The organism is Vibrio sp. E14 (genome assembly GCF_020515785.1).
GTDB lineage: Bacteria > Pseudomonadota > Gammaproteobacteria > Enterobacterales > Vibrionaceae > Vibrio > Vibrio diabolicus.
In genome coordinates, this window is the sequence record NZ_JAHPJI010000006.1 from 256,004 (window position 1) to 270,482 (window position 14,479).

The 14,479-nt window shown below is 45.2% G+C and carries 12 protein-coding genes; 7 read left to right on the plus strand and 5 right to left on the minus strand.

What is annotated here, in order from left to right; genetic code table 11:
* The first annotated feature begins 3 nt into the window (after window positions 1-3).
* The 5 genes from LIX84_RS17465 to LIX84_RS17485 all read left to right on the plus strand — a co-directional run bounded on the left by LIX84_RS17465 (window position 4) and on the right by LIX84_RS17485 (window position 5,272).
* Window positions 4-978 (plus strand): ornithine cyclodeaminase family protein, encoded by a 975-nt coding sequence (locus LIX84_RS17465; protein WP_226421877.1) that lies wholly within the window; start codon window positions 4-6, stop codon window positions 976-978.
* Between the two features lie 56 nt (window positions 979-1,034).
* Window positions 1,035-1,949 (plus strand): dihydrodipicolinate synthase family protein, encoded by a 915-nt coding sequence (locus LIX84_RS17470; RefSeq protein ID WP_005377851.1) that lies wholly within the window; start codon window positions 1,035-1,037, stop codon window positions 1,947-1,949.
* A gap of 73 nt (window positions 1,950-2,022) precedes the next feature.
* Window positions 2,023-3,144 carry an ABC transporter ATP-binding protein gene (locus LIX84_RS17475; RefSeq protein ID WP_226421846.1) on the plus strand — a complete coding sequence of 374 codons (1,122 nt, stop codon included), beginning with the start codon at window positions 2,023-2,025 and terminating at the stop codon, window positions 3,142-3,144.
* Window positions 3,141-4,421 (plus strand): ABC transporter permease, encoded by a 1,281-nt coding sequence (locus LIX84_RS17480; RefSeq protein ID WP_226421847.1) that lies wholly within the window; start codon window positions 3,141-3,143, stop codon window positions 4,419-4,421. Before LIX84_RS17475 ends, LIX84_RS17480 begins: the two co-directional genes overlap by 4 nt.
* 2 nt (window positions 4,422-4,423) lie before the next feature.
* Window positions 4,424-5,272 (plus strand): ABC transporter permease, encoded by an 849-nt coding sequence (locus tag LIX84_RS17485; RefSeq protein ID WP_226421848.1) that lies wholly within the window; start codon window positions 4,424-4,426, stop codon window positions 5,270-5,272.
* 120 nt (window positions 5,273-5,392) lie between these two features.
* On the opposite strand, the gene LIX84_RS17490 is transcribed toward LIX84_RS17485, so the two are convergent.
* On the minus strand, window positions 5,393-5,827 hold the full coding sequence (locus tag LIX84_RS17490; RefSeq protein ID WP_226421849.1) for a hypothetical protein: 435 nt from the start codon (window positions 5,825-5,827) through the stop codon (window positions 5,393-5,395).
* A 444-nt stretch (window positions 5,828-6,271) separates the two neighbouring features.
* Between LIX84_RS17490 and LIX84_RS17495 the strand changes: the two genes are divergently transcribed.
* Together LIX84_RS17495 and LIX84_RS17500 are read left to right on the plus strand one after the other, a co-directional pair.
* Window positions 6,272-6,805, plus strand: a complete 534-nt coding sequence (locus tag LIX84_RS17495; RefSeq protein ID WP_170891372.1) for a DNA repair protein — start codon at window positions 6,272-6,274, stop codon at window positions 6,803-6,805.
* A 350-nt stretch (window positions 6,806-7,155) separates the two neighbouring features.
* Entirely contained in the window at window positions 7,156-9,600 is a 2,445-nt protein-coding gene (locus tag LIX84_RS17500) for a collagenase (protein WP_226421850.1), read from the plus strand.
* A gap of 146 nt (window positions 9,601-9,746) precedes the next feature.
* Here the strand turns inward: LIX84_RS17500 and LIX84_RS17505 are convergent, their stop codons facing one another.
* Genes LIX84_RS17505 through LIX84_RS17520 form a run of 4 tightly spaced genes read right to left on the minus strand, consistent with a single transcriptional unit; the run spans window position 9,747 to window position 14,471 of the window.
* Window positions 9,747-11,543, minus strand: coding sequence for an aminopeptidase P family protein (locus LIX84_RS17505; protein ID WP_226421851.1), 1,797 nt, complete (start codon window positions 11,541-11,543; stop codon window positions 9,747-9,749).
* Window positions 11,543-12,535: an ABC transporter ATP-binding protein gene (locus LIX84_RS17510; RefSeq protein WP_104974192.1), complete on the minus strand. Its 993-nt coding sequence runs from the start codon at window positions 12,533-12,535 to the stop codon at window positions 11,543-11,545. The genes LIX84_RS17505 and LIX84_RS17510 overlap by 1 nt, the downstream gene beginning before the upstream one ends.
* 9 nt (window positions 12,536-12,544) lie before the next feature.
* Entirely contained in the window at window positions 12,545-13,528 is a 984-nt protein-coding gene (locus LIX84_RS17515) for an ABC transporter ATP-binding protein (RefSeq protein ID WP_226421852.1), read from the minus strand.
* A gap of 10 nt (window positions 13,529-13,538) precedes the next feature.
* Window positions 13,539-14,471, minus strand: a complete 933-nt coding sequence (locus LIX84_RS17520) for an ABC transporter permease subunit (RefSeq protein WP_226421853.1) — start codon at window positions 14,469-14,471, stop codon at window positions 13,539-13,541.
* Between the last annotated feature and the right edge of the window lie 8 nt (window positions 14,472-14,479).

Sequence of the window (14,479 nt, forward strand, 5' to 3'; positions counted from 1 at the left end):
ATGATGAAAGTCATCGAAGCACAGCAAGTCGCGCAATGTTTAACAATGGAGTCTCTTATTGAAACGATGCGTGAAATGTACTCGCGGCCAGCAACAATACCTCAACGCCGAGTCATGCCCTTAGAAGAGGGAGAATACGAGGCGTTTGCGCTACTTCCAGCTTGGAACCAGGAGTTGATTGCGGTGAAAGCCTTTACGTATTTCCCGCATAACCCTGAGCACGGCAAAGATACGCTTGCATCTAAGCTGCTTGTTTTTAGACGAAACGATGGTGAGCCGATCGCACTCGTAGACGGTAAAGTTTTAACGTTTTGGCGCACCGCCGCAGCTTCTGCGTTGGCAGCGGACTATTTAGCGCGCCCCAATGCTGATCGTCTGTTGATCTGCGGAACGGGCAATCTTGCGCCTTATTTTGCGTGGGCATACGCTGCGGTTCGCCCACTTAAGCAGGTTTACATTTGGGGGCGCAACTCAGACAAAGCCGAGGCGACGGTAGATGCCATTGTGTCATCTTCAGAGTATCAGTCGCTTCCTGATGAGCGTCGGTTTCGCGTTTCAGTCGTAGAAAATGTGGACCACGTTATCAAACACGTTGATATCATCAGCTGTATTACCGCATCAGCTGAGCCTTTGTTTAATGGCGCGGACGTGCAGCCGGGCACCCATATTGATTTGGTCGGTAATCATGACTTGGATAAGCGTGAATGCGACTCCGAAGCAGTGCAACGAGCACAGGTGTATGTTGATAGCCGCATTAACGTATTAGCCGAAGCGGGCGATCTTCTCATTCCAATTCAAGAGGGCGTGTTCACGTCAGACGATATCAAAGGGGAATTACCGCAGCTTTGCGCCCAACAAATCTCAGGACGTCAAAACGATGAGGTCATTACTTTATACAAATCAGTTGGCAGTGCTTTGGCTGATTTGGCCGCTGTAAAGGCGGTGTTGTTAGAAAATGGCATAGATAGCCAGGTCTGAGCATTTTCGCTCGTTCATTTAAATTGCATACAATATACATATAAGGAAAGTAGTTCATGAAAATTGATTGGAAAGGTGTTTATCCGGCGGTCAGTACGCAATTTCGTCAAGATCAGTCAATCGACTTAGACGCAACGCAAACTGTTATAGATAACCAAATTAAAGATGGTGTGAATGGCATTATCTGCTTGGGTACTGTCGGTGAGAACTGCGCGTTGTACCCGGAGGAGAAACGCCAGGTCTTGCAAGCGGCAAAAGAAGTCGTAAATGGCCGTGTGCCTTTGATTGCTGGTACAGCAGAGTCTATTACCACAGCAGCTGTTGATTACATGCAGGATGCGTACAAAATTGGTATCGATGGTTGTATGGTGATGCCTGCCATGGTTTACCGCACGTCTGAGAGCGAAACGTTCGAATATTACCGCACGCTAGCAGAAGCAACGCCAGAAATGCCAATCATGATTTACAACAACCCGGTTGCTTATGGTGTCGATGTAAACCTCGATATCATGGCGAAACTGGCTGAGTTTGAAAGTATTGTAGCTATCAAAGAGTCGACCACTGATACTCGTCGTATCACCGAGCTTTACAATAAATTTGATGACCGCTTTACCGTGTTCAGTGGTGTTGATGACATCGCTCTTGAATCACTGATGCTAGGTGCGACCGGCTGGATTTCTGGTTTAACCAACGCATTCCCAGAAGAGTCCGTCGCGATTTATAAACTGGCAAGCCAAGGTCGTTATGCTGAAGCGTTAGAAATCTACCGTTGGTTCTTACCGCTACTGCGTTTAGACACCATTCCTACGCTGGTTCAGTGCATAAAATTGGCCGAGCAAGTCTGCGGACGTGGATCTGAACAAGTTCGTGCGCCACGCCAACTTTTACAAGGTGAAGAGCGTCAACAAGTCATTCAAATGGTTGAACATGCGTTAGAAACCCGCTTAGACCTATCCAAATACAATCTGTAATTGTGCGGTTTAGTAGAGCGTTAACTGACGCTCTACTCATTCGTAATATTCAAAAAATGAGAAGAGGGAAGTCATGAGCACGGAAAACAAGGACTATGTCAGCTTTCAACACGTTAAGAAAACCTACGATGGCACGAATTTGGTGGTAAAAGACTTCAACTTAGATATTGCTCCTGGAGAGTTTGTTACTATGTTGGGGCCGTCAGGATCGGGCAAGACCACTTGCTTGATGATGCTAGCAGGCTTTGAAACTGCGACCGGTGGAGACATTTATATCGATGGCGTTCCTGTCAATCATCTCGCGCCGCACAAGCGCGATATTGGTATGGTGTTTCAAAACTATGCGTTGTTTCCACATATGACCATTGCTGAGAATCTTGCGTTTCCTTTAAAGGTGCGAAAACTCGACAGTGACACGATTCAAAGCAAAGTTCAGAGTGTATTAGAGATGGTCGAGCTTGAGCATGTTGCGACTCGATACCCAAAGCAGTTATCAGGTGGTCAACAACAGCGTGTCGCGTTAGCGCGAGCATTAGTGTTTGAGCCTAAACTCGTTTTGATGGATGAACCACTAGGCGCGTTAGATAAGCAGCTGCGTGAGAAAATGCAGATGGAAATTAAACATTTGCATGAAAAGCTTGGCATCACCATTTTGTATGTGACGCACGATCAAGACGAAGCTCTCACTATGTCCGACCGTATTGCGGTTTTTAATCACGGCGAAGTGCAACAACTCGCGACACCAACCGAGCTTTATGAATCTCCGAGTAATACGTTTGTTGCGCAGTTTATCGGAGAAAACAACCAACTCTCAGGTTTAGTCAAAGAGTGGAACGGAAAGTATTGCCAAGTGCTCGTTGGGAAAGAGCTATTTACTGCGAAACCTGTCAGAGTCTCTGAGCAAGGGCAGAGAACAACACTTTCCATTCGACCAGAAAAGATTGTTATTCAACCAGAAAAAGCGTCTTGTGAGAACCAAGTATCGGGCGTCCTACGAGAATTGATTTATCACGGTGATCATTATCGTTTGGTCGTCGAAGTAGAGAGCGTTGGTCACTTCATCGTTAAAGTACCTAACGATAATCGTAAACACTTGCAGTTAACGCCTGGCTCAATTTGTCGTATTGGTTGGCAAAGTGACGATTGCCATGCTCTTGATGGGACACAAACTCAAAGTAGCGAGGTAGCAGCATGAGTCGAGAGCTAACCGCATTAGATTCTGTATTGGAAGTCGAACGTCAAGTTCATCAGCAAGAAACCAATCTGAAAGCGCAGCTGCAAAAGGCGGAGCGCCGAATAAAGCTTCGCTCCATTATGCTCACAACGCCATTGGTGTGTTTTATTCTGCTTACGTTTGCTTTTCCTATCCTCGATATGCTTTATCGAAGCGTGGATAACCGAGAAATATCCCTGTCACTACCACAAACTATTCAAGCCTTAGAAAGTTGGGATTATCAAGGTCAGCCTCATCAAGAAGTCATTGAGGCATTCTCTGTTGAAGTACTTGCGCTTTATCAAAGCAAAGAGCTACCGAAAATAGCCAGCCGAATGAATATTGAAGTGTCTGGTATGCGCAGCTTATTGATGAAAACAGGTAGAAAGTTGTCTCGTTTGGCGTCGCTGCCGAGCTCGGTGACACAGCTGGTTAAGCTGGATAAGCGATGGGCTAATCCTAAATATTGGGCGGCGTTTAAGAATCTTAGTGGCGCATTAACATTCAGTCATTATCTTGCTGCTCTAGACTGGCAAGTGAATGAGTTTGGAGACATTGAGCCCCAACCAGAAAAACGCCAAATATACGTCGACCTTTTCTTTAAAACTTTTTGGATGTCTATTTCAATCACCTTAATTTGTTTGGTGATGGCCTACCCCGTTGCTTACCTGCTTGCCAATTTACCTGATAAGCGCGCGAACTTACTTTTAATCATTGTGCTGCTGCCATTTTGGACGTCATTATTAGTCAGAACCACGTCTTGGATTGTTCTGCTGCAAAACCAAGGGGTCATTAATGATCTCCTTATTTGGTCGGGTTTTACTTCCGAGCGAATTCAGATGATTCACAATACCTTCGGAACGGTGGTGTCTATGGTTCACATTCTGTTGCCGTTTATGATCCTGCCTCTGTATAGCGTAATGAAAGGAATTAGCCCAACTTATTTCCGTGCTGCTCGTTCTCTAGGCGCGACGCCTTTCATTGCGTTCATCAAAGTTTATATGCCGCTTACGTTACCGGGGATAGGTGCGGGGGCCTTGCTCACTTTCATTCTTTCTATTGGTTTCTACATTACGCCCGCTTTGGTTGGTGGAAGAAGCGGACAGGTGATATCCAATATGATTGCCTATCATATGCAGACATCACTGAACTGGGGGATGGCTGGCGCATTGGGTGGACTGCTTTTGTTCGTTGTACTGGTTCTGTTTTATATGTTCAACCGTGTGGTTGGCATTAATAACCTTAAGGTAGGGGGATAACCATGGCATTACCAAACTATGCATCAAAAGTAGAGCGAGTCGCTTACGCAGGTTACTTAGTTTTTTGTGGGTTGGTGCTGTTCTTTTTAATCGCTCCAATTCTGACCATCATCCCGTTATCGTTTAATGCAACTCCTTACTTTACTTTTACCGAGGGGATGCTAAACCTTGATTCGACAGCGTATTCTACTCGCTGGTATCAAGAAATGTTTACTAGTGAACAGTGGCTGTTGGCGCTGAAAAACAGCACGTTCATTGCTTTTATGGCGACACTCGTTGCAACAGGGCTAGGAACTCTGGCGGCGTTAGGTTTAGCCAGTAGTAATTTGCCTTTTCGCAATACGATTATGGCGCTGTTGATCTCACCCATGATCGTACCAGTCATTATCTCTGCTGCTGCGATGTACTTTTTCTACACACGCCTTGGCTTGTCACAAACTTATTTAGGCGTCATTTTGGCACACGCTGCGTTAGGTACGCCTTTTGTCGTCATTACCGTTACTGCGACGTTAAGCGGCTTTGACCATAGCTTGGTAAAAGCGGCGGCTAGCTTAGGCGCAAACCCTGTTTATACTTTCAGACACATTACCTTTCCGCTGATTCGTCCAGGGATGGTATCTGGCGGCTTGTTTGCTTTTGGCACCTCGTTCGACGAGGTTGTAGTGGCGTTATTCCTGACTGGGGCAGAACAAAAAACCGTTCCGAGGCAGATGTGGTCAGGAATTCGAGAGCAAATTAGTCCGACCATATTGGCGGTCGCTACGTTGTTGATTTTTATGTCGGTGTGTTTGCTCGTGACATTAGAAGTTTTGCGTAGACGTAATATACGCATTCGGGGCATTCAAGAATAACCAGACTTTTTCTTTGTTGGTCACTATGCACTTTTGTTTAGGGGCACCTCAATTTTTGACCAAAGGCGCCTTATTGTAGGCGCTTTTCTTTTGTGTTTGTCGTCAGCGATGACTGACATATCACTCTTGTAGCTCAATGCCAGCTTGCTCGAAACGTGCCAAAGGCGACTTGTTCGATTGCTGATACCAACTAGCTGGCATGTTTGATTTAAGTTGCGCTTTTTCTTCCTTGCTAATCACAACATAGTGCAAAAACGTACTAAGTGTGGTTACCATCACGTCAAACGTCATTTCCCCATCTTTGCTGATGGTTTTCAATAACCCAACGACGGTTTTCTCAGGGACTAACGGTTCAACCACCGCCTTTTTTCGCTCTTTTATTGATGTTGAAGCGGGCAGGTTTGCACGTGCCGTCTCCCAGCAAACTTTGTTGGTTTTACTGACAAGGTTGTGCTTGTAGCAGTAGTAACTGAATAAAAAGCGTGGCAGGCTTTGCCAGCGTTCGGCTTGGACTTCTAACCAAAGGTGTTGTAGCTCAATATCAGCGTCGGTCATAAATATTATTGAAGATTATTAAAGTAGTGGCATTCTAACGTTTCATCAGTAACCCCGTCTATGATCAGCATAGTCCGATGTAGTATGTTGAAATTTTGGTTCTCAATGAAATAGTGGCTTTTCATTACTGTAAATAGTGAGTGTTTTGTCCAATCTCTGACATTGATATTTGACTTTGGTAGTAGAGTGTGGGCGTTTTGTTTTTATAGTGTCAATTTTATACCGTTACATACTTGGGATTGCCTTTTCTAAAATAAATACTTTTATCAAAGTAACTGTGTGATTTTCATTCAAATAGTTGGTGGTTCTAAGTGATGAAAATTCTGTTTATTACGTTACAATCGAGATTAGGTAGTAATGTGTAGCGTGCTGACGAAAACCTCGCGTCTTCTATCTTGCTTTTTGTGTGCTACTTTTTAGTAAGTATCTTTTGGGTGGATTTTTATGTTTGGAGTTAAAAGAAATGCTGCTATATCTGGCTTGTATCAAGCAAGTGAGTTAAAAGCAAAGCTGTTCTCCAAGGAGTTGGAAATCTTAAGACTTAGGGCTGAGTCTGAGTTTAATAAAGTGCTCGATGAGTTACTAAGAATTAAAGATAACAATACCAGACTACGTGAAAGTGGACTTATTGATAAGCTCGAGCAAGAAAAGTCTAAGTGGAACAGCGGTCAGCTTAAAGATATCGAACAGCGCATAAGTAACGTTGAGCTCTTTATCAAGGATTGTGCTTTATATATCAGCAACATTGAGTCCCAATTCGCTGAGGATAGCGATTTAGGATATGGTGAATTGAGCAGTCGTTCCCTTGAAGACGAGTTGGAAACACTATCTTTTAGTAAGATCCTTAACGCATCTGCACATGAGTACTTTTATAACTCTAAAGAGTATGAAATGTACCTTGAAAACACACCAAATACCGAATTTTTGCACGCGTTAAAAGAGCAAATTACCGCACTCTTCGACCACAAAGCAGCCTAGAACCTACAAAGTATTAACCCATTGTCCGATTCCTTCTTTAGGGGCTTTGATTAGCGAATTTTTACCGACCCGCTTTGGAGTATACCTAGCCATTTAACGTGCTGGGTATACCCGTTTAACTACACGTTTCTTCTCTAGCTCATCTCTATTTTTTAACAAATACGAATTTTTAAAGCTCACTCCGTGTTCCCTCTGGTACCAAAAACTGATACCGCCATATTTAGTTGTTAACAAAATGTTTCTTCTTGTCTTGCGAGTAGATTATATGGAGATGCTCTTGCAGTAATAAGGGCAGTGGCGATGCAAAAGATGTAATGCATCTAAGGAAAACTCAATATAGAAGAAATTAGATGGAACTGAAGATTTTGAGTGTCGCGATTGCGACAACATTAACCAGCACTGGCGTATTTGCGTTAAGCGAGCCAGTTTCTCAAGTTACAGAGCAACATGCACATTCGGCTCATACACACGGTGTTGAATCCAATCGAGTTGAATACCAACCAACCGCAACTCTCCCTATTCAGCCCTCCAAGGTAACTCGAGTACAGTCACTTGAAAGCCTTGATGAGTCGAGCACAGCTTGTGATTTGGAGGCATTGGTTACCGAAAGCAGTAACCAATTGATCAGCGAAATTTTAAGTCAGGGCGCGACGTGTGTGAACCAGTTATTCTCTGCTGAAAGTCGGATTCAAGAGTCGGTATTTAGCTCCGATCATATGTACAACATCGCTAAGCACACTACGACATTGGCGAAGGGGTATACGGGTGGCGGGAGCGATGAACTAGAAACGTTGTTCTTATACTTACGCGCGGGTTATTACGCCGAGTTTTACAATGACAACATCTCATTTATTGAATGGGTCACCCCTGCGGTGAAAGAGTCCGTGGATGCGTTTGTTAACAACGCAAACTTCTACGAGAACAGCGATCGTCATGGCAAAGTGCTTAGTGAAGTTATCATCACTATGGATAGTGCGGGCTTGCAGCACGCGTACTTACCGCAAGTGACCCAGTGGCTTACACGTTGGAATGATCAATACGCCCAGCACTGGTATATGCGCAATGCAGTTAACGGTGTTTTCACTATTTTGTTTGGTGGGCAGTGGAACGAGCAATTTGTGCAAGTAATTGGTAACCAAACAGACCTTGCCAAAGCTTTAGGCGATTTTGCTCTAAGGGCGTCATCAATCGGTGCTGAAGATGAGTTTATGGCCGCGAATGCAGGGCGAGAGCTCGGGCGTCTGACCAAGTATACGGGTAACGCGAGTTCTGTGGTGAAGAGTCAGCTGAGTCGAATCTTTGAACAGTATGAAATGTATGGTCGGGGTGACGCGGTTTGGCTTGCGGCGGCGGACACCGCCTCATATTACGCAGATTGTAGTGAGTTCGGAATTTGTAATTTCGAAACTGAGCTAAAAGGCTTGGTGCTATCGCAAACTTATACTTGTAGCCCGACAATCCGAATTTTGTCTCAGAATATGACGCAAGAGCAACACGCGGCCGCATGTTCTAAAATGGGCTACGAAGAGGGTTACTTTCATCAGTCATTAGAAACTGGTGAACAGCCAGTAAAAGATGACTACAACACTCAGCTCCAAGTCAATATCTTCGATTCAAGCACTGATTATGGTAAGTACGCAGGGCCAATTTTCGATATTAGTACTGACAATGGCGGTATGTACTTGGAGGGCGACCCTTCCCAGTCGGGGAATATTCCCAACTTTATTGCTTATGAAGCCTCTTATGCGAACGCGGATCACTTTGTCTGGAACTTAGAGCACGAATACGTGCATTACTTAGATGGTCGATTTGATCTCTATGGAGGGTTTAGTCATCCAACTGAAAAAATAGTGTGGTGGAGTGAAGGCATTGCAGAGTATGTCGCTCAAGAAAATGACAACCAAGCAGCACTTGAGACGATTCTAGACGGTTCGACATATACCTTAAGTGAGATTTTCGAGACTACTTATGATGGGTTTGATGTCGATCGAATTTATCGTTGGGGGTACTTAGCTGTACGTTTTATGTTTGAAAATCATAAAGATGACGTAAACCAAATGCTGGTGGAAACACGCCAAGGGAATTGGAGCAATTACAAGGCCACGATCACCCAATGGGCGAATTTGTATCAAAGTGAGTTTGAGCAGTGGCAGCAAGCCCTTGTCTCAAATGGTGCACCTAATGCAGTCATAACCGCAAACAGTAAGGGGAAAGTCGGTGAAAGCATTACATTTAGCAGTGAAAACAGTACAGACCCAAACGGGAAGATCGTCAGCGTCTTATGGGACTTCGGTGATGGCTCGACAAGTACACAAACCAAGCCGACGCACCAATATGGGAGTGAAGGGGAGTATTCGGTCAGTCTAAGTGTTACAGACAGTGAAGGCTTGACGGCAACCGCCACTCATAGTGTTGTTATCTCAACGTTGGGCGGTAATGACACATTGCCACAAGACTGCGCGGTGCAAAGTAAAGTAAGCGGTGGACGCCTAACAGCAGGAGAGCCTGTTTGCTTGGCAAATCAACAAACCATTTGGCTGAGCGTGCCAGCGGTGAATGAGAGCTCAAATCTGGCGATAACGACGGGAAACGGTACGGGCAACCTAAAGCTTGAATACAGTAACTCTGGTTGGCCGGATGGTACTAATCTTCACGGGTGGTCAGATAATATTGGTAATGGAGAGTGTATTACGTTGTCAAATCAGAGTAACTACTGGGGCTACGTTAAAGTATCTGGTGACTTTGAGAATGCCGCCATCGTCGTTGATTTTGATGCTCAGAAGTGTCGTCAGTAGGGCATTTAAACTAAGTGGAGCGCCTCGCTAACATCGCGGGGCGTTTTTGTTTTTACGCCGTTATCTCTATAAAAAAAACCAGCCCGAAGGCTGGCAAACAAGGAGTTTGAGATGAAAATGAAAACGTTATAAAACTTGCTGATATCCTATTTCTCAATAAGTTGGGTTGTGCTTTGCAGCCAGTTTTTATCTTGCGCATCAAGAAAAGGGCTAAGCGCCTGATAGACACGTGAATGGTAATGATTAAGCCAGTCTAGCTCTGCTTGATCTAGCATTGATAAATCAAGGGCGTTGGTCGCAATGGGAGCAAGAGTGATGGTCTCAAAACCGTAGAACGTGCCGAACTCATTTTGTTCTACTTCTACAACTTTAAGAATGTTCTCTATTCTTACCCCGTACTCACCTTCGCGATAAACGCCTGGTTCATTAGTAATGACCATACCTGGTTTTAGCTCAACCTCGTGGTGGCTTTGCGAGAAATTTTGTGGGCCTTCGTGAACATTCAAGCAAATGCCTACGCCGTGTCCAGTGCCGCACTTGTAATCAATACCATGTTGCCATAAGACGCCACGCGCCATGATATCAAGATTGGCACCCGTAGAGCCTTTCATGAATCGAGTCTGAGTCAGTCGGATGACCGCTTTGAGCACCAAGGTATAATCTTTGCGCTGCTTAACGGTCGGTGACCCGAAGTGGAAAGTACGGGTGATGTCTGTTGTCCCGCCAAGGTATTGACCACCAGAATCGACGAGAAAGAAGTTGCTTTCATTGACTACTGCATTGCTTTCTTCATCGGCGGCATAATGCATTTTTGCCCCGTGAGCTGCGAAGCCTGCAATAGTGCGGAAACTGTCACTTACATAATGTCGGGTTTGACGGCGATAGTGATTCAGTTGTGCCTCAGCAGACAATTCTGTAACGAGTCCGCTTGGAACTTGCTCTTCTAGCCAGTTCATAAACCTTACTATTGCCACACCATCATCCGTTAATGTCTGCTCTAGGCTAGTTAGTTCGGTCGCATTTTTTATGGCCTTCATTGCCGTTACAGGGCAAGCCATTGGTTTTAGATTCACATTCTGTTCAATCGAACTTACCAATAAGCTGTCTGTGTGGGTCGGGCTAAAAGCGATCGATAATCCCTCACATTGCTGATTCAAATACTGACTTACGTAGTTGTAATGGCGAATGTGTACACTCTGCTCGGTCAACGACTTTTCAACGTCTTGAGGCAGTTTGGCTTTATCAATAAACAGTGTCGCAAGTGATTGCTCTACGATTAGATAAGCTTCAGAAACTGGGCAATAATTCGTATCACCACCTCGAATATTCATTGTCCACATAACAGCATCTAGCGTTGACACTAATAAGCTATCTACTTGGTTCTCGGTTAACCAAGAACGGATTCTCGCTAACTTATTTTCTGTGTCAACGCCAGCAAAAGCGGTGGGATGCTCGAATACGGGTGCACTTGGGCGAGGTGGTCTTTCAAGCCAAATCGGTGCGAGTAAATCCAGGTCGAGAATGATCTTAATGTTTTTCGCTTCAAAGGCTTGTTTGAGGCCTTGATAATAAGCGTAACTGATGGCGCGCCCGTCAACCGCGATAATACTGTTTTCAGGGAGCGTGGTAGCTAGCCATTTGGCAATTGTCGGCGTTTCTGGTTGTTTGGCTTTAAACAGTTCAAGTCCTGTGCCGTGTAACTGTTCTTCAGCTTGAATATAGTAACGACCATCAGTCCACAGGCCACCACCTTGTTGGGTAATGACGACATCGCCTGCTGAGCCGGTAAAACCTGAAATCCAGCTTCGCGCTAACCAATGATCCGCTGAGTATTCACTGTTATGTGGGTCATTGTTGGTTACGATATATGCAGACACGTTGTGAAAGGACATTGCCTCACGCAATAACGTAAGGCGTTGGTTTACTGAGTTAGTATTGTTCATTAAATGGTTCCTAAAGTCATATTTGAGCAATAGATATGATGCTGCTCCGAGCCTGTTTTTATTGGGTTCTGTTGCCCGCATACTTCTGTGGCTTCTGGGCATCGAGTACGAAAAACGCAACCGCTCGGTGGGTTAAGTGGAGAAGGAAGATCGCCGGGCAATAGTTGTATTTCACGGTCACGTGCTAATTGCGGATTAGCTATCGGGACAGCAGATAACAGTGCTTTGGTGTAGGGGTGTTGAGCATCATCAAATACTTGATCGTAACGTCCTACTTCCATAGGTTTACCAAGATACATCACCATAACGCGGTCGCTGATATGGCGCACCACGCTTAAGTCGTGCGCAATCATCACCAGTGTTAACCCCATTTCTTGTTTAAGATCGTCTAGAAGATTGATGACCTGAGCTTGTATGGAGACATCTAGCGCACTAACAGGTTCATCACACACGACCAAATCTGGATTAAGAATTAACGCTCTGGCAATGCCCACACGCTGGCATTGACCTCCGGAAAATTCATGTGGATAGCGGTTTCGCTGGCTCGCCAAGAGACCCACTTTATCCATCATAGCGATGACACGCTTTTCTACCTCTGCCCGTTTAAGTTGTGGCTCGTGGGTGAGCAGTGGTTCGGCGATGCATTCTGAGATGGTTAATCTCGGATTCAAACAAGCGGATGGGTCTTGAAACACCATCTGAAATTCTCTACGTCGAGAGGAAAGTTCTTTCTTACTAAACCCGCGCATGTCTTGACCTTTCCAAGTCAACTCGCCATGTGTAGGTTCAATTAAGCGAAGTAAGGCGCGTGCAAGCGTTGATTTTCCGCAGCCTGATTCCCCCACAATGCCAAGTGTTTCACCTCGATAAACATCTAAGTCGATACCATTGACCGCTTTCACGATTTTACGTCGACTTGGAATAAGGTGACGCGACACAGGAAAGTGGACGTTTAAATCACGAGCAGACATGAGGACTTCTTTTTTATTCATAACGCCTCCTTAAGCTTTTATTTGAATAGGAGTGATAACACTGGGTGCGTTAACGTGACAGGCAATGGACTGGCTCGTGTTTAATGGAGAAAACCGTGGGGTTTCGTATTGGCAACGCGTCTCTCGATGCTCGCACCGCTCTCTAAACGGACACCCTTTATGGTTAATCAACGCACTTGGTGGGTTACCTGGGATGGTTGGTAAACGTGGCATATCTTCAGTGATAGAAGGAATAGCCTTTAGCAGGCCTTGAGTATAGGGGTGCTCAGGTTGAGCGAACAATGTCTCGGTATCTGATTGCTCCATTTTTTGACCACCATACATGACCAATACGCGATCACACATCTCGGCGACGACGCCCATGTCGTGAGTGATCAGTAAAATAGCCGTATTGAACTCACGTTGTAAGTCTCGTAATAGCGTCAAAATTTGAGCCTGAACGGTCACATCCAGCGCGGTAGTTGGTTCGTCTGCAATTAACAACTCGGGCTTACACAACAATGCCATCGCTATCATGATTCGCTGACGCATTCCGCCAGATAATTCGTGAGGGTATTGGTTCATCCGAGTTTCGGGAGAGGGAATACGCACCGCATCCAACATGTGAATCGATTCAATTTTTGCTTGTTTTCGGCTCATTCCTTTATGAATCATGAGAACTTCACAAAGCTGTTTGCCAATTTTCATAAATGGATTGAGTGACGTCATCGGATCTTGAAAGATCATTCCGATTTTCTCTGCACGGATGCGGTTGAGCTGCTTTTTCGACATCGCGAGTAAATCATCATCGTGGAACATCGCGCTGCCAGACACAGCGCCGTTATCCGCGGTTAACCCCATTAACGCGAAGACAGACTGGCTTTTTCCCGAACCTGACTCTCCAACAATTCCAAGAGTTTCGCCTGCTTTAATCGAGTAGGAGAGATTACTGACCGCTTGCACTTGCCCATCTGGCGTATCGAAGCGCACGTTCATGTTTTCAATAGATAGCATGGGTTTGTCCTTATCGGTCTTTCGGGTCAAGAGCATCACGCAAGCCATCGCCGATGAAGTTAAAACAAAAGAGGGTGGCAACTAAAAACAGAGAGGGAAAAAGCAGCATCCACAATGCAACGTCAATCGTTTTTGCTCCTTCAGAAATTAGGATTCCCCAGCTCGTATCTGGTGGTTGAACACCAAGCCCTAAGAAGCTTAAAAACGACTCGAACATAATGAATCCTGGTACCATTAAGGAGGAATAAACCATCACGATACCAAGCACATTAGGCAGAACATGGCGTCGGACAATTGTCAATTTAGAAACCCCAATAGAGTGTGCGGCTTCGATGAACTCTCGCTTTTTTAGACCGAAGGTGACACCACGTACAACACGGGCAATGCCCAGCCAAGATACCATTCCGATCACGATAAAAATCAGGTAGATGTTGTTGCCAAAAAGGGTAACAAACAGGATAACCATAAACATAAATGGCACCGAATCGAGCACCTCAATAATGCGCATCATTACGCTATCGACAACGCCGCCAAGATAGCCGGAAATACTTCCCCAAATCGTACCAATAACAACGGCGACTAAGGCTCCAACAAAACCCACCAAAATAGAGAGCCTGCCGCCTTGCATCGTGCGAGCAAAGACATCTTGCCCGAGGTCATCAGTACCAAAGTAATGGCCACTGTTCAGTGAAGGTTTCCCTAACTCGTATGGATCGATGAGCACTTCCCAGTCAATTTCATCATGGCCAAAAGCGGCAAGAGAGGGGCCGAAAGTGATGCATAAGGTAATGAACGCCAAAACATACACTGATGTCATCGCGGCTCTGTTTTTACGAAATCGAGTCCATGCATCCTGCCAAAGACTGCGACCTTCGACGGCTTCAATATTGTCGACGACTTGATCTTGAAGAGCTTGTTTATCCAGTTTTTTTATCGTTAACATGCCGGACT